This is a genomic window from Sinomonas atrocyanea (assembly GCF_030812675.1).
In the GTDB taxonomy this organism is placed as follows: domain Bacteria; phylum Actinomycetota; class Actinomycetes; order Actinomycetales; family Micrococcaceae; genus Sinomonas; species Sinomonas atrocyanea_B.
The window spans coordinates 260,228-279,305 of record NZ_JAUSTE010000002.1; the positions used below are offsets into that span (position 1 = coordinate 260,228).

Sequence of the window (19,078 nt, forward strand, 5' to 3'; positions counted from 1 at the left end):
GAGATGCGTACCCGAAACGGGGGGTGGGTCAGCCCTGCGGCGTCGCCACGATGACCTGGGCCGCGCGCAGCACGCGCGCCGAGGTGCGGTAGCCCGTGCGGAGCACCTGCTGGACCGTGTCCACCTCGATGCCCTCCCCCGGCTGCTGGATGAGGGCCTCGTGGATGTTCGGGTCGAACTCGACGCCGGCCTGGTCGATCCGCTCGAGCCCCTGGCTGGCCACGATCGACTCGAGCTTGCCGGCGATCGAGGCGAACGGGCCGCCCTCGAGGTCGCCGTGGGCCCGTGCCGCGTCGATGTCGTCCAGGACCGGCAGCAGCGAGCTCAGGACGCCCATCGTGGCAGCCTCCCCGGCGACCGCGCGGTCGCGGTCCACCCGGCGGCGGTAGTTCACGTACTCGGCCTGGAGGCGCAGCAGGTCGTTGCGCAGCTCCTCCACGACGGCCGCGTGGCCCTCCTGCTCGCCGGCCTCGGCCTCGTTGAGGATCTGCTCGGCCTGGGCCAGGGCGTCGCCCGAGTCGTGGGCCTCGTCCACGGGGCGCATCTCCTCGTGGCCGTCGTCGTGCGGGGCGGCCTCGGGGGCCCCCGCGCCCTCCGGGTGCCTCGCCTCGCCGGTCACCGGGTCCACCTTGCGGTTGTCCCGGATCACCGGCTCGGGGCGCTCGGAGCCGTGCTCGTTCTCGTTTCCGTGGTGGGGGGCCATGGCTACTTCTTCTCGTCCTCGTCCACGATCTCGGCGTCGACGATGTCCTCGTCGGCACCCGAGGTCGAGCCGGCGTCGTGCGTGCCCGCCTGCGCGCCGTCGCCCGCGGCGGCACCGGCCTGCGACTGCGAGTAGATCGCCTCGCCGAGCTTGGTCTGCGACTGCTGGAGCTTCTCGAACGCGGCCTTCACCTCGTCGTCGTTGTCCGTGCCCTCGAGCGCCTTCTTGAGGGCGTCGACGTCGGCCTGCACCTCGGTGCGGACCTCCTCGGGCAGCTTGTCCTTGTTGTCGTCGATGAGCTTGTCCACGGAGTAGGCGAGCTGCTCGGCGGAGTTGCGGCGGTCGGCGGCCTCGCGGCGCTGCTTGTCTTCGGCGGCGTGGGCCTCGGCCTCGGCGACCATGCGGTCGATGTCGTCCTTGGACAGCGCGGTGCCGCCCGTGATCGTCATCGACTGCTCCTTGCCGGTGCCCTTGTCCTTCGCGGAGACGTGGACGATGCCGTTCGCGTCGATGTCGAAGGTGACCTCGATCTGCGGGATGCCGCGCGGGGCCGGGGCGATGCCGGTCAGCTCGAACGTGCCGAGCGGCTTGTTGTCGCGGGTGAACTCGCGCTCGCCCTGGAACACCTGGATCGACACCGAGGGCTGGTTGTCGTCCGCCGTCGTGAACGTCTCGGAGCGCTTGGTCGGGATGGCCGTGTTGCGCTCGATGAGCTTGGTCATCACGCCGCCCTTGGTCTCGATGCCCAGGGAGAGCGGGGTGACGTCGATCAGGAGGACGTCCTTGCGCTCGCCCTTGAGGACGCCGGCCTGGAGCGCGGCGCCGACGGCCACGACCTCGTCCGGGTTCACGCCCTTGTTCGGCTCCTTGCCGCCCGTGAGCTCCTTGACGAGCTCGGACACGGCAGGCATGCGGGTCGAGCCGCCCACGAGGACCACGTGGTCGATGTCCGCGACCTTGATGCCGGCCTCGGAGATGACGTCGTGGAACGGCTTCTTGGTGCGCTCGAGCAGGTCCTTGGTGAGGTCCTGGAACTTGGCGCGGGAGAGGGACTCGTCGAGGTGGACCGGGCCGTCGGGGGTGACGGAGAGGTACTGGAGCGAGATGTTGGTGCTCGTCGAGGACGAGAGCTCCTTCTTGGCCTGCTCGGCGGCCTCGCGGAGGCGCTGGAGGGCGATCTTGTCCTTGGACAGGTCGATGCCCTTGACCTTGAGCTGGCCGAGGAGGTACTCGACGACGCGCTGGTCCCAGTCGTCGCCGCCGAGGCGGTTGTCGCCGGCGGTCGCGCGGACCTGGATGGTCGAGAAGCCGTCCTCGTCCTTGCCGACCTCGAGGAGGGAGACGTCGAAGGTGCCGCCGCCGAGGTCGAAGACGAGGATGAGCTCGTCCTCCTTGCCCTTGTCGAGGCCGTAGGCGAGCGCGGCCGCGGTGGGCTCGTTGATGATGCGCAGGACATTCATGCCCGCGATCTCGCCGGCCTCCTTGGTGGCCTGGCGCTCGGCGTCGTTGAAGTACGCCGGGACCGTGATCACAGCATCGGTGACCTTCTCGCCCAGGTACGACTCGGCGTCGTTCTTGAGCTTCATGAGGATGCGCGCGGAGATCTCCTGCGGCGTGTACTTCTTGTCATCGATGTTGACCGTCCAGTCGGTGCCCATGTGGCGCTTGACGGACGCGATGGTGCGCTCGATGTTGTTCACCGCCTGGCGCTTCGCGATCTCGCCGACCAGCACCTCGCCGGTCTTGGAGAAGGCGACGACCGACGGCGTGGTGCGGCCGCCCTCGGCATTCGCGATGACGGTCGGCTCGCCGCCCTCCAGGACGGAGACGACGGAGTTGGTGGTGCCCAGGTCGATGCCGACTGCACGGGACATAGGTTCCTCCTGCTGGTTTCTGGTCTGGACCAAGTTGAGCGGTCTGCACTCAACTCTACGCCGCGGGCGCAGGATGTCAAATGAACTTGAGTGGACGACGCTCAAGTTCACGGTCGGCGAACTGCAAGCACGGGGCGGTAGTATCGGGCGATATTGGAAATTGTTTTCCACATAACGGAGGATCGATGAAGTTCCTGAGACTCGGCGACGCCGGCGCGGAACAGCCGGCCGTCCTCGCGGCCAGCCCCGACGGCACCGAACGCGCCTACAGCCTGCTCCCTCTCACCCGGGACATCGACGGCGCCTTCCTCGCGGACGACGGCGCCGCCCGGGTCCGCGCGGCACTCGCCGCCGGGGAGCTTCCGGCCCTCGACCCGGCCGGGCTGAGGATCGGTGCGCCGGTGGCGCGCCCGCGGTCGGTGATCGGGATCGGCCTGAACTACGCGGACCACGCAGCCGAGGCAGGCGCGGAGGTCCCGACCGTCCCGGTCGTCTTCCTCAAGCCCACGAGCACCGTCGCGGGCCCCTTCGATCCGGCCCCGCACCCCGCCCCGGGCGGGAAGTACGACTGGGAGGCGGAGCTCGCCGTCGTGGTGGGCCGAGACGCCCACCTGCTGCCCACCGTGGCGGCCGCCGCCGAGTGCATCGCCGGCTACGCGTGCGCCAACGACCTCTCCGAGCGCGAGTGGCAGATGGGCGCGGCCGGGCAGTGGACCAAGGGCAAGTCGGCCCCGGGCTCCACCCCGCTCGGGCCGTGGCTCGTCCCCGCCGACGAGGCCGATCCGGCAGACCTGCGCGTGCGCAGCTGGGTCAACGGCGAGGCGCGCCAGGACTCGCGCACCGCGGACCTCGTCTTCTCCCCGGCCGAGCTCGTCCACCACGTGAGCCAGTACATGCTGCTCGAGGCCGGCGACGTGATCCTGACCGGGACCCCGGCCGGAGTGGCGCTCTCGGGACGTTTCCCCTACCTCGCGCCCGGCGACACGGTCGAGGTCGAGGTGGAGGGCCTCGGCAGGCAGCGCTGCACCCTCGCCGCCGAGCGCGCCGAGGTCACCTCCGGCGCCCGCTGACCTCGGTCCCCGCGTGGCGCGGGAGCAGTGCGCTGTCCACGACGGAGGCGAGCATGAGCACCGCGATCGCCGCGAAGGCGAACCGGTAGGGCAGGGCCGCGGCCCCTGCGTGGCCGCCGACGGCGGGGAGCCACGCCGTCCCTGCCCGGATCAGCAGGGCGCCGACGGCGACGCCGAGGGCCGCGGCGAGCTGGACGAGGGTGTTGGCGATCGCGTTCGCGCTGGGCAGCTGCCCGGCCGAGACGTCGGCGTACTGGACGTTCATGTAGGCGGAGAAGCCGATGGAGCGGAACGCGCCCGAGGCCACGAGCAGCACCGCGATGAGGGCCTCGGGGGACTCGGGGGCGAGCAGCGCGCACCCAGCGAAGGTCGCCGCGGACGCCGCCGCGGCGGCCACGAGCACCGGCTTGAAGCCGAAGCGCCGGATGAGCGGCGTCGTCGCCGGCTTGACGCCGATGTTGCCGACGAACACGGCCGCGACCAGCAGCCCCGAGTGCACCGGGTCCCAGCCGAAGCCGTCTTGGAAGAGCAGCGGCAGGAGGAAGGGCACGGCCTGGATCGTGAGCCGGTAGACGAACCCGCCGGTCTGGGTCGCGCGGAACGTCCGCACGCGCAGCACGGAGAAGTCGAAGAGGGGGTGCGGGGTCCGGCGCATCCAGGCCACGGCGGCGGCCAGGGCCGCCGCGCCGAGGGCGAGGGTGGCCGCAGCCCAGCCGGCCGGACGGCCCTCGCTGAAGAGCTCGAGGCCCACCACCACGGCAGCGACGCCGAGGGTCGTCAGCCCGAGTCCGGGCCAGTCGAGCCGCCGGCCTGCGTCGGCGCCCCCCGCTGGCACGAGCCGCAGCGCGGCCACGAGCGCGGCGGCGCCGAGGGGGAGGTTGACGAGGAAGATCCAGTGCCAGGAGAGGTACTGGGTGAGCGCACCGCCCACGAGGGGGGCGAGGACCGGGGCGAGCAGGCCCGGCCAGACGAGGAACGCCGTGGCCTTCAGGAGCTCGTCCTTGGGCGTGCCGCGCAGCACCACGAGCGAGCCGACGGGGACCATCATCGCCCCGCCGAAGCCCTGGACCGCGCGGAAGGCCGTGAGGGCCGCGAGGCCGGGGCTGAGCGCGCACGCGAGCGAGGCGAGGGTGAAGACCAGGATCGCCGAGGTGAAGACGCGCCGCGGGCCGAAGCGCTCGGCGAGCCAGGAGCTGAACGGGATGCCCATCGCGACGGCGACGAGGTAGGCGGTCATGGCCACGTTGACGTCGGCCGGGGGCACGCCGAAGTCCGCGCCGATGGCCGGCAGGGCCGTCGCGAGGGCCGTGCCGTCGAGGAACTCCATGAAGTACGTCGCCGCGACGAGCAGCGCGAGGCGGGGGTTCCAGACGGCGGGGGCGGGTGAGGTCACCGGCTCAGGGTAGCGAGGGCACGGCCCCGGCGGCAGGAGGGTCTCGCCCGGCGGGCCGGCCACGGAGGCAGGCCAGCCGGCGTCGTGCGTCAGTAGGCGGGGTACATGAGGGCGCTGTTGACCATCTCGGAGTTGCCCGAGGCGGTCACGGCCCAGATCACTCCGACCGTGAGGACGGCGCTGATGAGCAGCCAGACGAGGCTGAACTTGATGAGGGTGCGAGCGTCGGAGTGGCTGACCGAGGCGGTGTCGGTGCGGACAGCGTGGAGCTGCGCGCCCAGACGGGCCATCGGCGAGGGGACCGCCGCGAGGACCGAGTTGGAGGCGCAGTCGATGCTGCCGTCGCGCAGGGTCGCGACCATCCGGTTGGCCCGGCGGTCCAGGCGCAGGCTCGCGATGTTGTCGCCGTGGCGGGCGAGGAGGATGTCCTCGCCGAGGCGCATGCGTCCGTGCCGGCGGATCCCGTGGGCGCTGTTGGGGCTGTGGGTCAGGGACATCTGTGCTCCTCTCGGATGAGGGGCACCATTGCCCGTCAGGTCGTATATGATTCGCCCTCAATTTTACGGGCCCGGGTCCCGCCGCCCGCGCGAAACCGTGCTATAAGTAGCCAACTTCACACGTTCCTGTGACCCGGTCGCCTAACGTGGGGGCATGGAAGCGCCGGACAGCCCCGCCAACACCCCCAACGACGTCTACACCCACGGCCACCACGAGAGCGTAGTGCGCGCCCATGCTGCGCGGACCGCCGAGAACTCGGCCGCGTTCCTCCTCCCGCACCTCTCCCCCGGGCTGAGCGTCCTCGACGTCGGCTGCGGGCCGGGGAGCATCACGTGCGACTTCGCCCGGCTCGTCGACCCGGGCCAGGTGACGGGCCTGGACCGCTCGGAGGACGTCGTGGCCCAGGCCCGGGCGCTCGCCGAGGAGCGCGGGATCGGCAACGCCTCCTTCGTCGCGGGCAACGTGTACGACCTCGAGCTCGAGGACGAGTCGTTCGACGTGGTCCACGCCCACCAGGTCCTGCAGCACCTCACCGATCCCGTCGCAGCGCTGCGGGAGATGCGGCGCGTGGCCAAGCCGGGCGGGCTCGTGGCGGTCCGGGACGCGGACTTCCACGGCATGAGCTGGTACCCCGAGCTGGACGAGCTCGACGAATGGATGGACCTCTACCAGCGCATCGCGCGGCGCAACGGCGCCGAGCCGGACGCCGGGCGGCGGCTGGTGAGCTGGATGCAGGAGGCGGGCTTCGCCGACGTCTCCCCCAGCAGCAGCAACTGGCTGTACGCGACCCCGCAGCAGCGGGCCTGGCAGGCGCGCGTGTGGAGCGAGCGGGTGCTGCACTCGGCGTTCGCCGAGCAGGCCCTCGAGTACGGCTTCACCGAGCAGGCGGGCCTCGAGCGCATCGCGGCGGGCTGGCACCGGTGGGGCTCCTCCTCGGACGGCTGGTTCCTCATCCCCAACGGGGAGGTCATCGGCCGGGCGTAGGGATCGGGGTGCCGGGCGAACGGCAGCCGGGTCCCGGCCCGGCTGCTGGCAGGGAGCGCCCCGCCGCGGCCCTACGCTGGTGGGGTGCCACTTTCCCTCTGGGGCGCCCTCGTGGGCGCCTGCCTGCTCATCAGCTTCACCCCGGGTGCCGGTGCCATCAACACCATGAGCAACTCGCTCACCTCCGGGTTCCGCCGCGCCATCTGGGGGGTGCTCGGACAGCAGGCCGCCCTGGTGGTGCACCTCGCCGTGGTCGCCGCCGGGCTCGGGGTGCTCGTGGCCGGCTCACCGCTCGCCTTCAACGTGATCCGCTATCTGGGCGCGGCCTACCTCGCCTACCTCGGCGTGCGGCAGTTCTTCAGCAGGCCGGACACGTCCGCCGAGACGACCGAGGCCCTCGCCAACGAGCCCGCGTGGTCCATGTTCCAGCGCGGGCTCTGGGTCAACCTGCTCAACCCCAAGGCGATCGTCTTCTTCCTCGCCTTCATCCCAGGGTTCGTGCGCCCCGAGTCCCCGCTGTGGAGCCAGTATCTGGTCATCGGGGCCACGATCGTGGTGGTGGACATCCTCGTGATGTGGTTCTTCTTCGCGCTCGCGGCCAAGAGCTTCCGGCGGTTCACGCGCAGCGAGCGGGGGCAGCGCACGCTCAACCGCGTGTTCGGCGTGCTGTTCGTCGGGGTGGGCGTGCTCCTCGCGGTCGTCTGACCGCCGGCCGCGCGGCCCGTCACGCACCGGCGCCGAGGCGCCTGGGATGCGGAGCGGACCCGCCGCAAACCCTATGCTTGGTCGCATGAACTCGACGGCGAGCCCCTACCGGATCATCACGGTCTGCACCGGGAACATCTGCCGTTCCCCCATGGCCGAGTTCATGCTCGCCGACGCCCTGCGCACAGCAGGCCTCGCCGAGCACGTCCTCGTCGATTCGGCGGGCACCACCAGCTATGAAGTCGGCCGGCCCATCGATCCGCGGGCCGCGCGCGTCCTCGACGCCCACGGGCTGCGCGCCCACACCCATGTGGCCCGCCAGTTCGAGCCCGCCTGGTACAGCGAGCGCGAGCTGATCCTCGCCCTCGACGTGGACCACTACGGGCACCTGCGCGAGCACGCCCCGCTGGGGACCGCCGAGAAGGTGCGCATGCTGCGCGGGTTCGACCCCGCCGTGGCCCATCTGGACCACCTCGACCAGGGGATCGAGGACCCGTGGTTCGGCGACCAGAGCGACTTCGAGACCACGTGGCGCCTCATCGCGGCCTCGGTGCCCGGGATCATCGCCCACGTGCGGCGCGAGCTCGCCACGCTCGGCCTGGCCGTCGACGCCTGAGCCCGTGGCGCACTCCGCCGCGGCGCCTGCGCCGTACGTGATCCTGCTCGACGGGAGGTCCGGCGCAGGGAAGACGTCCCTCGCCGTCGAGCTCGCGGCCGCGCTGCGCGAGCACCGCACCGTCACCCTGATCCACCTCGAGGACCTCTACCCCGGATGGGACGGCCTCGCCGAGGGTATCGACCGGTGCGCCGCCCGCGTGCTCGGACCCCTGCGCCGGGGCGGCGAGGCGCGCTGGCGCCCGTGGGACTGGGCCCGCGGCGCGGAGGGGCCCGAGCGCGTGAGCGAGGCCGCCGAGGTGGTGATCCTCGAGGGCGTCGGCGCGGGTGCCGCGCCCCTGCGCGCCCTCGCCGACGCCGTGGTGTGGGTGGACGCCCCCGCCGAGGAGCGCAGGCGCCGCGCCCTCGCGCGCGACGGGGACGTCTACGCGCCGCACTGGGACCGCTGGGCCGCCCAGGAGGAGGCCTGGCTCGCGCACGACGACGTCCCCGCGGCCGCCGCCGTCACCGTCGCCTCCCCCTCGGGTGCCGACCGCCCCGAGGGGCTCGCGGACCGGGTGCTCGCCGCGCTCGCCTGGCTGCCGTCGCTGCGGGGGCTCCTCGCCCCCGAACGCTCCGAGCGCGAGTCCGCGCCCGTCGTCGTCCGCCGCCTCGGCGCGGCGCCGGACCCCGAGCGGCTGTTCCGCGAGCTCTTCGGCACGTCCGCGGCAGCGGTCTGGCTCGACTCCTCCGACGCCGAGGTCACCCCGGGGAACCGCCAGGTCACCCCGCGGAACCGCTTCAGCATCATGGCGGACCACGGCGGCCTGCTCGGGCGGCGCATGGCCCACCGCCGCGGGCGGACCGAGGTGGTCCACGGGCCGACGACCGACGCGCCGGTCTCCGTGCGCTCGGGCGCCCCGTTCTTCCGCTGGCTCGACGCCGCATGGGGGCACGGGCAGGCGGACCCGGTGCAGGGGCTCGGCTGCGGGTTCGGGCTCGGATGGCTCGGGTACCTCGGCTACGAGCTGAAGCGGGAGTGCGGCGGGTCCGACGTCGACCCCGGGGTTCCCGACGCCCAGCTCGTGTTCGCGGCCCGCGCGGTGGTCCTCGACCACGCGGCAGGAGAGGTCTGGCTGCTGGCCCTCGATGCCGCGGACGCCCCGTCGTGGCTCGACCGGGCGGAAGCCGCCGTCCGGGAGCATCCGTCCGCAGGCGAGCAGAGGGGTGTGTCCCCCGAAACCCTGCCCTCGAGCTCGCACGCGGTGGCCTCGGCGGGGCCCGCCTTCACCGCAAGGGAGACCGCCGCGGAGTACAGGGAGAAGGTGCGCGCCGCCCAGGCGGAGATCGCCGAGGGGAACACCTACGAGGCCTGCCTCACCACGACGCTCGAGGCCGCGGTCCCCGCGCACGGCGACCGGCCCGGCGTCGTGCCCCTCGATGTCTACGCCGCGCTCCGCCGCCGCAGCCCGGCGCCGTTCGCGGCGTTCGCGCGCTTCGGGCCCCTCGCGATCGCGAGCACGTCCCCCGAGCGCTTCCTCGCCCTCGCGGCCGACGGCGCGCTGCGCGCCGAGCCGATCAAGGGCACGCGCCGCCGCTCCCCCGGTGCATCGCCGACGGACGCCGCGGCGGACGAGCGGGTGCGCGCCGAGCTCGCCGCGGACCCCAAGGACCGGGCCGAGAACCTCATGATTGTGGACCTGCTGCGCAACGACCTGAGCCACCATGCGGTTCCGGGGTCGGTGCGCGTGTCGCGGCTGTTCGCCGTCGAGACCTACGCGACGGTCCACCAGCTCGTGAGCACCGTCGACGCGCGCCTGCGCCCCGGGGCCTCCCGCGCGGAGGCCGTCGCGGCAGCCTTCCCGCCCGGCTCCATGACTGGCGCGCCGAAGATCAGCACGATGGCGATCCTGGACCGGCTCGAGGCTGGCCCGCGCGGCGTCTACTCCGGGGTCATCGGCTACTTCTCCCGCACCGGGGCCGCGGACCTCTCGGTGGTGATCCGCACCCTCGTGATGGAGACCGCGGACGACGCCGCCACGCGCCTCACGCTCGGAGTGGGCGGGGCCGTCGTGGCCGACTCCGATCCCGCCGCCGAGCACGACGAGATCCGCGCCAAGGCGTTCGCCGTGCTCAGCGCCCTCGGCTCGGAATTCCCCGAGGACTGAGGCCGGGTCTGGCTCCGTCCGGCTACTGGAGCGTGGCGGTGAGCCGGGCGACGTTGTCCACGTAGCGGCGCAGCATCGGCCGGCGCCGCCATTCCTGCAGGTCGAGGCGCTTGCTGACCTCGCGGTACATGTCCTCGACCCGGCGCATCTGGTCCACGATCTCGCCGCCGGGGAGCATGAGGGAGACCTCCATGTTGAGCGAGAAGGAGCGCATGTCCATGTTCGAGGAGCCCAGGACGGCCACCTCGTGGTCCACGGTGAAGTGCTTGGCGTGCAGGACGTACGGCTTGGGGTACCGGTAGATCTTCACCCCCGCCGTGAGCAGCTGCTCGTAGTAGGACTGCTGGGCGTGGTGGACGAGGAACTGGTCGCCCTGCTCGGAGACGAACAACTCGACGTCGACGCCGCGCTGGGCGGCCGTCGTGACGGCGTAGAGGAGCGAGTCGTCGGGGACGAAGTAGGGGCTGCAGATCGAGAGCCGGTGCTGCGCCGAGTAGATGAGGGTGTTGAAGAGGCGCAGGTTGTTCTCGTTGGCGAACGCGGGGCCGCTGGGGACCACCTGCGCCGGCACATCCCCCGCCTGCTCCGCAGCCTCGAGCTGGTCCTCGAGGAGCACGTCCGTCTCGGAGAGCCAGTCGGTGGCGAAGACGATGTTGAGGGTCGTGACCACCGGGCCCTCGAGGCGCGCCATGAGCTCCACCCACTTGCGCTTGGCCCGCCGGTGGTACGAGCGCTCGATCAGGTTCAGCGAGCCGGTGAAGGCCAGCTCGCCGTCGACGACCAGGATCTTGCGGTGGTTGCGCAGGTCCACGCGGCGCCACTGGCCGTGGACGGGCAGGACGGGAAGCATCCGCCGCCACTGCACCTTCGTGGCCTTGAGCCGCTTGAGGAACGTGCGGTAGCCGGGGATCCGCAGCGTGCCGATGTGGTCGAAGAGGAAGCGGACCTCGACGCCGCGCTCGGCGGCCTCGGTGAGCGCCGTGAAGAAGTCCTCGGTGACCTCGTCCCAGCTGACGATGTAGAACTCGGCGTTGACGAACCGTTTCGCCCCGCGCACCGCCTCCGCCATCTCGGCGATCGCGTCCTCGTAGCCGGGGATGAGGCGGACCTGGTTGCCGTTGACCATCGGCAGCGAGCCGAGCCCCCGGTTCAGCTCGGCGGCGGAGTGCAGCCACTCGGGGCCCGGGAAGGTGGTGTCGACGTCGTGCGACTCCGCGAGCGCGGCCCGGACCCGCGCGTTCACCTCCTGCTGCTGGTCCCGCCGGCGTCCCGAGAAGCGGAAGTTGCCGAACAGGAGGAACACGAGCAGCCCGATGGTGGGGATGAAGAAGATGGCCAGGAGCCACGCCATCGCCGTCGTGGGCCGGCGGTTGCCGGGGATGATGCCGAGCACGGCGACGCGGATCACGAGGTCCACCACCGAGATCAGCAGCGTGAGCCAGTCCGGCAGGAGGCCCACGAGGGGGAGCTGGAAGACCATGGGCACAGCCTAAGCTGTCCCCATGACTCACACCGTCCTGACGTTCCTCGACCGCGCGTTCCCCGACGGACGGATCGAGGACGCCACGAAGCCGCAGCTGTTCGCCACCGATCTGGGGGCCACGCGCGGCGACGGGGTGTTCGAGACGCTCCTCGTCCTGGACGGGCACGTGCGCAAGCTCCCCGCCCACCTGGCCAGGATGACCAAGAGCGCGGCGCTGCTCGAGCTCGAGGTCCCGGGCCACGAGGCGTGGGAGCGTGCCATCGTGACCGCCCTCGACGAGTACCAGCGGGTGGTGGGCCCGCTCACCGAGGTGGTCGTGAAGCTCGTGGCGACCCGCGGGGTCGAGGGCGCGCACGAGGCCACGTGCTGGGTCGCCGCCTCGGCGCCGGCGCCGGCGGCGAAGCGGCAGCGCGAGGAGGGCATCGACGTCCTCCTCCTGGACCGCGGCTACGACTCCGACCTCGCCGAGCGGGCGCCGTGGCTCCTCCTCGGCGCGAAGACGCTCTCCTACGCGGTGAACATGGCCGCGCTGCGCTACGCCCACGCCCACGCGGCGGACGACGTCATCTTCACCTCCGCCGACGGCAAGGTCCTCGAAGGGCCCACCTCCACGGTGCTCATTGCGCACGCCGAGAAGGACGACGCCGGCCACCTCACCCTCAAGAGGCTCGTCACCCCCCAGCTCGACTCCGGCATCCTCCCCGGCACGTCCCAGGGGGCGCTGTTCGCCGCCGCCAAGGAGGCAGGCTGGGAACTCGGCTACGGCCCGCTCGAGCCGGAGGACCTGTTCGACGCCGACGCGGTGTGGCTCATCTCCTCGGTGCGCCTGCTCACCCCGGTGAACCACGTGGACGGCAAGGCGATCGGCACCGACCCCGAGCTCGCCCGGGCCCTGACCGCCGAGCTCGCCGGGCTGTTCGACACGATCGCCTAGCCTCCCGCGCCTTCCTTTCGCTGCATGGCCGCCCGGCGGGACCGAAGCCTCTGGCAATTACTTGGAAGTCCGAGTATCTTCGGTCACAGATGACCTGGGTCACACACGAGCAAAGGAGCTTTCCATGGTCCACGACCTCTACCACTACGTCGGCGGCGCGCGCGTCGACGGGACCTCCGGCCGCTTCGGCGACGTCTACAACCCGTGCACCGGCGAGGTCCAGGCCCGGCTCCCGCTCGCCAGCCGCGACGAGGTCAGCGAGGCCGTCGCCGCCGCCGAGAAGGGCCAGGCCGAGTGGGCCGCCATGAACCCGCAGCGCCGCGGCCGGATCCTTCTCAAGTTCGTGGACCTCGCCAACGAGCACATGGACGAGCTCGCCGAACTCCTGTCCTCCGAGCACGGCAAGACGTTCGCCGACTCGAAGGGCGACGTGCAGCGCGGCCTCGAGGTCGTCGAGTTCTCCGCTGGCGCGGCCCCGCACCTGCTCAAGGGCGAGTTCTCGGACAGCGTGGGCACGGGCATCGACGTGCACTCGCTGCGCAAGCCCCTCGGCGTGGTCGCCGGGATCAGCCCGTTCAACTTCCCGGCGATGATCCCGCTGTGGCAGGCGGGCCCGGCCCTGGCCGCGGGCAACGCGTTCATCTGCAAGCCGAGCGAGCGCGACCCCTCCGTCCCGCTCCGCCTCGCCGAGCTCCTCACCGAGGCCGGCCTGCCCGACGGCGTGTTCAGTGTGGTCAACGGCGACAAGGAGGCCGTGGACGCCCTCATCGAGGACCCGCGGGTCAAGGCCATCGGGTTCGTCGGGAGCACGCCCATCGCCCAGGCGATCTACGCGGGCGCCGCAGCCCACGGCAAGCGCGCCCAGTGCTTCGGCGGCGCCAAGAACCACATGGTCATCCTCCCGGACGCTGACCTGGACATGGCCGCAGACGCCCTCATCGGCGCCGGCTATGGCTCCGCCGGCGAGCGCTGCATGGCCATCTCGGTGGCCGTGCCCGTGGGCGAGGAGACCGCGGACGCGCTCGTGGCCAAGCTCCAGGAGCGGATCAAGGGCCTGCGCGTCGGCGCGAGCATGGACAAGGACGTCGACTTCGGCCCGGTCGTGGCCGCCTCGGCCAAGGAGCGGATCGAGGGCTACATCGCCCAGGGCGCCGAGGAGGGCGCCGAGCTGCTCGTGGACGGCCGCGGCCACACGGTGGACGGCTACGACGGCGGCTTCTGGGTGGGCCCCACCCTGTTCGACCGGGTCACCGAGGACATGTCGATCTACCGGGAGGAGATCTTCGGCCCCGTGCTCAGCGTGGTCCGCGCCGCAGACTACGACGAGGCCCTGCGCCTGTGCAGCGAGCACGAGTTCGGCAACGGGGTCGCGATCTTCACCCGCGACGGCGACGCCGCCCGTGACTTCGCCAGCCGGGTCGAGGTGGGCATGGTCGGCGTCAACGTGCCGATCCCGGTGCCGATCGCCTACTACACGTTCGGCGGCTGGAAGGCCTCGGGCTTCGGCGACCTCAACCAGCACGGCCCGGACGCGTTCCGCTTCTTCACCAAGACCAAGACCGTCACCACCCGGTGGCCCTCCGGCGTGCGGCAGGGCGCCAGCTTCGTCATGCCGGCGGGCAGCTGAATGGCCGGGACGAGTGCGGCACCGGACCCGGCGGCCCCCGGCGCAGCCGAGCCGGAGGTCCTGTTCGAGCGGCGGGGACGGCTCGCCGTCGTCGTGCTCAACCGGCCCCGCGCGGTCAACGCGCTCACGGTGGGCATGGCGGAGGCCATGCTCGCCCGGCTCACCGCGTGGGCGGCGGACGACGCCGTCGACACCGTCCTCGTGCGCGGCGCCGGCGAGCGCGGACTGTGCGCGGGCGGGGACATCGTGGCGATCTACCGGGACATGCAGGCCGGCGGCCACGCCACCGAGGACTTCTGGGCCACCGAGTACCGCCTCAACTCGCTCATCAGCCGCTACCCGAAGCCCTACGTGGCCCTCATGGACGGACTCGTGCTGGGCGGAGGCGTGGGCGTCTCGGTGCACGGCTCGCACCGGGTCGTGACGGACCGGACGCGGATGGGCATGCCGGAGACCACGATCGGGTTCGTGCCCGACGTGGGCGGAACGCTCCTCCTCGCCAACGCGCCCGGCGAGTCCGGCACGCACGCGGCGCTGACGGGCGCCCACCTCGACGGCGCCGACGCACTCCACCTCGGCCTCGCCGACTTCTTCGTCCCGGCCGCCCAGCTGGGCGAGCTCGCCGAGGCGCTCGAGACGGAGACTGCGGACGACGCCGTGGCGCGCCTCGCCGTCGAGCCTCCCCTCTCGGAGCTCGCGGAACAGCGGGGATGGATCGACGAGGCCTACGCGTCGGACGACGCCGAGGAGATCGTGCGCCGGCTCAAGGCCAGCCCCGCGCCGGCGGCCTGGGAGACGGCGGCCTCGATCGAGACGAAGTCGCCGCTGGCCGTGAAGGTCACGCTCGCGGCGCTGCGCCGGGCCCGGGCCCGCGGCCCCGTCCCCGGGGCGCTCGAGGAGGCCCTCGACACGGAGTACCGGATCGGCCTGCGCCTGCTCGCCGGACACGACTTCCGCGAGGGCATCCGCGCCCAGGTCATCGACAAGGACCGCGCGCCCCGCTGGATCCCGCCCACCCTCGCTGAAGTGGGCCCGGATGACGTCGAGGCCTGCTTCGCCCCGCTCGAAGCGGACGAGCTGGGCCTCGCCGCAGGGGTGGCGACCCTGTGACCTCGCAGCACGAGACAGAAGGAGACACCATGAGTGAGCCGTCCGTGTCCGGAACCATCGCCTTCCTCGGCCTCGGCCACATGGGCGGCCCTATGGCGGCGAACCTCATCAAGGCCGGCTACACGGTTCTGGGCTACGACCCCGTCCCGGCCGCCGCGGACGCCGCGCGGGCCCATGGCATCCCCCTCGCGGAGTCCGCCGCCGAAGCGGTCGAGGGCGCGGCGATCGTCCTGACCATGCTCCCGAGCGGGCGCCACGTCCTCGACGCCTACCGCGGCGCCGAGGGCCAGCGGGGCCTGCTCGCCGCGGCCCAGCCGGGCACCCTCTTCCTCGACTGCTCCACGATCAACGTCACGGAGGCGCAGGAGGCGGCCGAGGCGGCGGTCGCCGCCGGCCACCGCTCGGTGGACGCCCCCGTCTCCGGCGGGGTGGTGGGCGCCGAGGCGGCCACCCTGACGTTCATGGTGGGCGGGGAGGACGACGACGTCGCGGTGGTCCGGCCGATCCTGGAGACCATGGGCAAGCGCGTGGTCCACTGCGGCGCCCACGGTCTGGGCCAGGCCGCGAAGGTGTGCAACAACATGATCCTGGGCGTGTCCATGATCGCCGTGAGCGAGGCATTCGTGCTCGGCGAGAAGCTCGGGCTCACGCACGAGGCCCTCTTCGACGTCGCCGCGCACGCCTCGGGCCAGTGCTGGGCGCTCACCACCAACTGCCCCGTTCCGGGCCCGGTGCCCACGAGCCCGGCGAACCGCGACTACCAGCCCGGATTCGCCGGGGCGCTCATGGCCAAGGACCTCCGCCTCGCCGTGAACGCGCTCGAGCACACCGGGGTGGCCGCCGAGATGGGCCAGCTTGCGTCCCGGATCTACGACTCCTTCGTCGCCCAGGGCGGCGCGGGCACCGACTTCTCGGGCATCATCAACACGATCCGGGAGCAGTCCGAGGCCTGAGGCCTCCCCGCCGGACCGCGGTGACCAAATGCCCTGTCCGCCCAGCTGTCCTGGGAGGACCGTGGACGCAGTGGCTGCGGGCGGACGCGCGACGGCCCGCCCGCACAGTGCGGGAGGAGCCTGCCATGACCAAGGGAATCATCACCAGGACCTGGATCTGGGGCATCATCGGCATGGTGATCGGCCTCGTGGTCGCCGGGGTGGCCACGGCCATCATGCTCACCTACGGCGGGACGTATGTGAGCGCGCGCAGCGGCAACGGCTACGACTTCGTGCCGACGCCCGGCGGCACCTTCTGGTCCACGGTCGTGTTCATCTGCGTGGGCGGCCTCATCGCGCTGGGCGGCATCATCGCCCAGTTCGTGGCCTGGGTCGGGGCGCTCGTGAACTCGTACCAGCTGCCGGACAAGATGTGGTTCCTGCTGACCCTGCTCCTGGGCCTGATCGGCTTCGGGCTCGTCGTGATGATCGTGTACCTCATCGCGGCACCTGAGGGCTACCCGGAGAAGGCCCGGCCCGGGGCCGCCCGGGCCGGGTACCCCGCCCCGCCCGAGGACCCGTTCCCCCGCACCGCCTGAAGCTGACCTCCAGGAGGTGACCTTCAGGAGCTGCCCTTCAGAAGGCGGCATCGGGGGTCATCCGGCGCCGCCGTGGCTCACCCGGCGAAGTCGCCGGCCTGGCGGCGGAAGTCCCCGAGGATGCGCAGGAGCGCGTCGACGTCGTCGCCGGTGAAGCCGGACCGGCCGAACACCTCGGCATTGAGCGCCACGGTGGCCTTCTCCGCGAGCGCGCGGCCGCTGTCCGTGAGCTCGATCAGCGTGGTGCGCCCGTCAGTGGGGTGCGGCGTGCGCGTGACATAGCCGGCACCCTCGAGCCGGTCCACGGCGTTGGTCACCGAGGTGGGGTGCACCTGCAGGAGGGCGCTGGCCTTGCTCATCGGCAGCGCGCCGGTGCGGGCGAAGCTGAGCAGCGCGAGCATCTCGTACCGCGCGAACGTGAGCCCGAGGGGCTTGAGCACGTCCTCGATGCGCGCGATGAGGATCTGCTGGGTGCGCATGATGGCCGTGATGGCGGCCATGGGCGCCGCGACCTCCGCCCATCCGTTGCGTTCCCAGTTGCGCCGGGCATCGGCGATCGGGTCGCGGGGAAGCGGGGCGCCCATGGTCCTCCTGTCACAGCGTGGATGTGCTGGCTAGTCTCTCAGACCGGGGAAGTCGGCCTCTGCGTACTCGATGCCGTACCCGCCGGCGGCCGTCGCGGAGTGCCGCGCCTGCTCGGTGTGCCGCAGCTCGACCCGGCGGATCTTGCCCGAGATGGTCTTGGGAAGCTCGCTGAACTCGATGCGGCGGATGCGCTTGAACGGGGCGAGCTGGCTGCGGCAGTAGCGCAGGATCTCCTCGGCGATCTCGGGCCCGGGCTCGTACCCTCCGGCGAGCACGACGAACGCCTTGGGCACCGAGAGCCGCACCTCGTCGGGGGACGGCACCACGGCGGCCTCGGCAACGGCCGGATGCTCGATCAGCACGCTCTCGAGCTCGAACGGGGAGAGCCGGTAGTCGGAGGACTTGAACACGTCGTCGCCGCGGCCCACGTAGGTGATGACGCCGCTGGCATCCCGCGTGGCCATGTCGCCCGTGTGGTAGTAGCCGCCGCGGAAGGCGTCGGCGGTCTTCTCGGGGTCGCCGTAGTAGCCCTTCATGAGGCCCACCGGGCGAGGGTCGAGGCGGAGGCAGAGCTCGCCGTCGTCCCCCTCCTCGCCGGTGGCGGGGTCCACGAGCACGACGTCGTAGCCCGGCAGCGGGCGTCCCATCGCACCGACGGTGACGGGCTGGCCCGGGGTGTTGGCGACCTGGACGGTGGTCTCGGTCTGGCCGAAGCCGTCGCGGATGGTCACGCCCCAGGCCTTCTGCACCTGCCCGATGACCTCGGCGTTGAGCGGCTCGCCGGCGGAGACGGCCTTCCGCGGCGGGGTCTCCAGCTGGGTCAGGTCGGACTGGATGAGCATGCGCCACACGGTGGGCGGGGCGCAGAAGCTCGTGACGCCCTCGCGGCCCATCTGCTCCAGGAGGGCGGAGGCGTCGAAGCGCTCGTAGTTGTAGATGAACACGGTGGCCTCGGCGATCCACGGCGTGAAGACATTGGACCACGCGTGCTTGGCCCAGCCGGGCGAGGCGACGTTGAGGTGGACGTCGCCGGGCTCGAGGCCGATCCAGTACATCGTGGAGAGGTGCCCCACCGGGTAGGACACGTGGGTGTGCTCCACGAGCTTGGCCCGCGAGGTGGTGCCGGAGGTGAAGTAGAGCAGGAGCGTCTCGTCCGCCCGGGTCGGCGCGTCCGGGGCGAAGTCGGCGCGGGCCTGGGCCGAGGCCGCGTAGTCGATGGCCTCGCGCGCGGGGGCCGGGTCCGCCCCGGCGCCCCCGACGACGATGACGCGGTAGTCGCCGGGCACGTCGTCGAACTTGTGCGCGTTGGCCCCGCCGACGACCACCCAATGGGCACCGCCTCGCTCCACGCGGTCCTCGAGGTCCCAGCGGCCCATGAGCGTGGTGGTCGGGATCATGACGACGCCGAGCTTGATCCCGGCGAGCATGAGCTCCCACAGCTCGACCTGGTTGCCAAGCATGATGATCATGCGGTCGCCGCGCCGGACGCCCTGGTCGCGGAGCCAGCCGGCCACCTGCGACGAGCGGGCGGAGAGTTCGGCGAACGTGCGGCGGGTCGAGCTGCCGTCCTGCTCCACGATGACGAGGGCTGGCTGGCTCCCGCGCACGGGGTCGGAGCCGAGCGCGTCGAACCAGTCCAGGGCGAAGTTGAACTCCGCGAAGCGGGGCCAGGCGAACTCGTCGTGGGCCCGGGCGTAGTCCTCGCGGAGCTCGAGCAGCCTGTCGCGGGCAGCCCTGAAGTCGTCGGTGACAGTCATCGCCTCGCCTTTCCGTCCTAGTGATCTCCGTCACGATGAAATATAGTTGGACTTCCTAGGGT

17 protein-coding genes are annotated in these 19,078 nt (G+C 72.0%); 10 read left to right on the plus strand and 7 right to left on the minus strand.

What is annotated here, in order from left to right:
* Window positions 1-28: 28 nt before the first annotated feature.
* Both J2W20_RS05000 and dnaK read right to left on the minus strand, forming a co-directional pair.
* Entirely contained in the window at window positions 29-703 is a 675-nt protein-coding gene (locus tag J2W20_RS05000; RefSeq protein ID WP_307005130.1) for a nucleotide exchange factor GrpE, read from the minus strand.
* Between the two features lie 2 nt (window positions 704-705).
* Window positions 706-2,577, minus strand: coding sequence for a molecular chaperone DnaK (gene dnaK / locus J2W20_RS05005; protein ID WP_307005131.1), 1,872 nt, complete (start codon window positions 2,575-2,577; stop codon window positions 706-708).
* 185 nt (window positions 2,578-2,762) lie between these two features.
* On the opposite strand from dnaK, the gene J2W20_RS05010 reads away from it, so the two are divergent.
* On the plus strand, window positions 2,763-3,647 hold the full coding sequence (locus J2W20_RS05010; protein WP_307005133.1) for a fumarylacetoacetate hydrolase family protein: 885 nt from the start codon (window positions 2,763-2,765) through the stop codon (window positions 3,645-3,647).
* Here J2W20_RS05010 and J2W20_RS05015 read toward each other — a convergent pair.
* Window positions 3,628-5,040, minus strand: coding sequence for an MFS transporter (locus tag J2W20_RS05015; RefSeq protein WP_307005135.1), 1,413 nt, complete (start codon window positions 5,038-5,040; stop codon window positions 3,628-3,630). The genes J2W20_RS05010 and J2W20_RS05015 overlap by 20 nt on opposite strands.
* An 89-nt stretch (window positions 5,041-5,129) precedes the next feature.
* Window positions 5,130-5,537: a hypothetical protein gene (locus J2W20_RS05020; RefSeq protein ID WP_307005137.1), complete on the minus strand. Its 408-nt coding sequence runs from the start codon at window positions 5,535-5,537 to the stop codon at window positions 5,130-5,132.
* Between the two features lie 154 nt (window positions 5,538-5,691).
* Here J2W20_RS05020 and J2W20_RS05025 point away from each other — a divergent pair, with 154 nt between their 5' ends.
* The 4 genes from J2W20_RS05025 to J2W20_RS05040 all read left to right on the plus strand — a co-directional run bounded on the left by J2W20_RS05025 (window position 5,692) and on the right by J2W20_RS05040 (window position 9,989).
* On the plus strand, window positions 5,692-6,522 hold the full coding sequence (locus tag J2W20_RS05025; RefSeq protein ID WP_307005138.1) for a methyltransferase domain-containing protein: 831 nt from the start codon (window positions 5,692-5,694) through the stop codon (window positions 6,520-6,522).
* 84 nt (window positions 6,523-6,606) lie between these two features.
* Window positions 6,607-7,227, plus strand: coding sequence for a LysE family transporter (locus tag J2W20_RS05030; protein ID WP_307005140.1), 621 nt, complete (start codon window positions 6,607-6,609; stop codon window positions 7,225-7,227).
* A gap of 85 nt (window positions 7,228-7,312) precedes the next feature.
* Window positions 7,313-7,843, plus strand: coding sequence for a low molecular weight protein-tyrosine-phosphatase (locus J2W20_RS05035; protein ID WP_307005142.1), 531 nt, complete (start codon window positions 7,313-7,315; stop codon window positions 7,841-7,843).
* Between the two features lie 4 nt (window positions 7,844-7,847).
* Window positions 7,848-9,989, plus strand: coding sequence for a chorismate-binding protein (locus J2W20_RS05040; RefSeq protein ID WP_307005144.1), 2,142 nt, complete (start codon window positions 7,848-7,850; stop codon window positions 9,987-9,989).
* A gap of 22 nt (window positions 9,990-10,011) precedes the next feature.
* On the opposite strand, the gene cls is transcribed toward J2W20_RS05040, so the two are convergent.
* Window positions 10,012-11,469 (minus strand): cardiolipin synthase, encoded by a 1,458-nt coding sequence (gene cls / locus J2W20_RS05045; RefSeq protein ID WP_307005146.1) that lies wholly within the window; start codon window positions 11,467-11,469, stop codon window positions 10,012-10,014.
* A gap of 22 nt (window positions 11,470-11,491) precedes the next feature.
* Here cls and J2W20_RS05050 point away from each other — a divergent pair, with 22 nt between their 5' ends.
* The 5 genes from J2W20_RS05050 to J2W20_RS05070 all read left to right on the plus strand — a co-directional run bounded on the left by J2W20_RS05050 (window position 11,492) and on the right by J2W20_RS05070 (window position 16,674).
* Window positions 11,492-12,406: an aminodeoxychorismate lyase gene (locus J2W20_RS05050; protein WP_307005148.1), complete on the plus strand. Its 915-nt coding sequence runs from the start codon at window positions 11,492-11,494 to the stop codon at window positions 12,404-12,406.
* Between the two features lie 124 nt (window positions 12,407-12,530).
* A complete protein-coding gene (locus J2W20_RS05055; RefSeq protein WP_307005150.1) occupies window positions 12,531-14,033 on the plus strand; it encodes a CoA-acylating methylmalonate-semialdehyde dehydrogenase in 1,503 nt (500 codons plus the stop codon).
* Window positions 14,034-15,143 (plus strand): enoyl-CoA hydratase/isomerase family protein, encoded by a 1,110-nt coding sequence (locus tag J2W20_RS05060; protein WP_307005152.1) that lies wholly within the window; start codon window positions 14,034-14,036, stop codon window positions 15,141-15,143.
* Between the two features lie 29 nt (window positions 15,144-15,172).
* Window positions 15,173-16,096 (plus strand): 3-hydroxyisobutyrate dehydrogenase, encoded by a 924-nt coding sequence (gene mmsB / locus J2W20_RS05065; protein WP_307005154.1) that lies wholly within the window; start codon window positions 15,173-15,175, stop codon window positions 16,094-16,096.
* A gap of 125 nt (window positions 16,097-16,221) precedes the next feature.
* Window positions 16,222-16,674 carry a hypothetical protein gene (locus J2W20_RS05070; RefSeq protein WP_307005156.1) on the plus strand — a complete coding sequence of 151 codons (453 nt, stop codon included), beginning with the start codon at window positions 16,222-16,224 and terminating at the stop codon, window positions 16,672-16,674.
* Window positions 16,675-16,751: 77 nt separating this feature from the next.
* Here J2W20_RS05070 and J2W20_RS05075 read toward each other — a convergent pair whose 3' ends face one another.
* Together J2W20_RS05075 and J2W20_RS05080 are read right to left on the minus strand one after the other, a co-directional pair.
* Window positions 16,752-17,258 (minus strand): MarR family winged helix-turn-helix transcriptional regulator, encoded by a 507-nt coding sequence (locus tag J2W20_RS05075; protein ID WP_307005158.1) that lies wholly within the window; start codon window positions 17,256-17,258, stop codon window positions 16,752-16,754.
* Window positions 17,259-17,288: 30 nt separating this feature from the next.
* The gene (locus J2W20_RS05080; protein ID WP_307005159.1) at window positions 17,289-19,016 is read right to left on the minus strand and encodes an AMP-binding protein; all 1,728 of its coding nucleotides are present in this window, start codon (window positions 19,014-19,016) and stop codon (window positions 17,289-17,291) included.
* Window positions 19,017-19,078 lie beyond the last annotated feature (62 nt).

What these genes read in the sequence shown, in the direction of transcription:
- mmsB (WP_307005154.1), top strand. Translation starts at nt 15,173, where the DNA reads ATGAGTGAGCCGTCCGTGTCCGGAACCATCGCCTTCCTCGGCCTCGGC.
- J2W20_RS05050 (WP_307005148.1), top strand. Translation starts at nt 11,492, where the DNA reads ATGACTCACACCGTCCTGACGTTCCTCGACCGCGCGTTCCCCGACGGA.
- J2W20_RS05075 (WP_307005158.1), bottom strand. Translation starts at nt 17,258, where the DNA reads ATGGGCGCCCCGCTTCCCCGCGACCCGATCGCCGATGCCCGGCGCAAC.
- J2W20_RS05080 (WP_307005159.1), bottom strand. Translation starts at nt 19,016, where the DNA reads ATGACTGTCACCGACGACTTCAGGGCTGCCCGCGACAGGCTGCTCGAG.
- dnaK (WP_307005131.1), bottom strand. Translation starts at nt 2,577, where the DNA reads ATGTCCCGTGCAGTCGGCATCGACCTGGGCACCACCAACTCCGTCGTC.
- J2W20_RS05010 (WP_307005133.1), top strand. Translation starts at nt 2,763, where the DNA reads ATGAAGTTCCTGAGACTCGGCGACGCCGGCGCGGAACAGCCGGCCGTC.
- J2W20_RS05025 (WP_307005138.1), top strand. Translation starts at nt 5,692, where the DNA reads ATGGAAGCGCCGGACAGCCCCGCCAACACCCCCAACGACGTCTACACC.
- J2W20_RS05035 (WP_307005142.1), top strand. Translation starts at nt 7,313, where the DNA reads ATGAACTCGACGGCGAGCCCCTACCGGATCATCACGGTCTGCACCGGG.
- cls (WP_307005146.1), bottom strand. Translation starts at nt 11,469, where the DNA reads ATGGTCTTCCAGCTCCCCCTCGTGGGCCTCCTGCCGGACTGGCTCACG.
- J2W20_RS05000 (WP_307005130.1), bottom strand. Translation starts at nt 703, where the DNA reads ATGGCCCCCCACCACGGAAACGAGAACGAGCACGGCTCCGAGCGCCCC.
- J2W20_RS05070 (WP_307005156.1), top strand. Translation starts at nt 16,222, where the DNA reads ATGACCAAGGGAATCATCACCAGGACCTGGATCTGGGGCATCATCGGC.
- J2W20_RS05055 (WP_307005150.1), top strand. Translation starts at nt 12,531, where the DNA reads ATGGTCCACGACCTCTACCACTACGTCGGCGGCGCGCGCGTCGACGGG.
- J2W20_RS05020 (WP_307005137.1), bottom strand. Translation starts at nt 5,537, where the DNA reads ATGTCCCTGACCCACAGCCCCAACAGCGCCCACGGGATCCGCCGGCAC.
- J2W20_RS05060 (WP_307005152.1), top strand. Translation starts at nt 14,034, where the DNA reads ATGGCCGGGACGAGTGCGGCACCGGACCCGGCGGCCCCCGGCGCAGCC.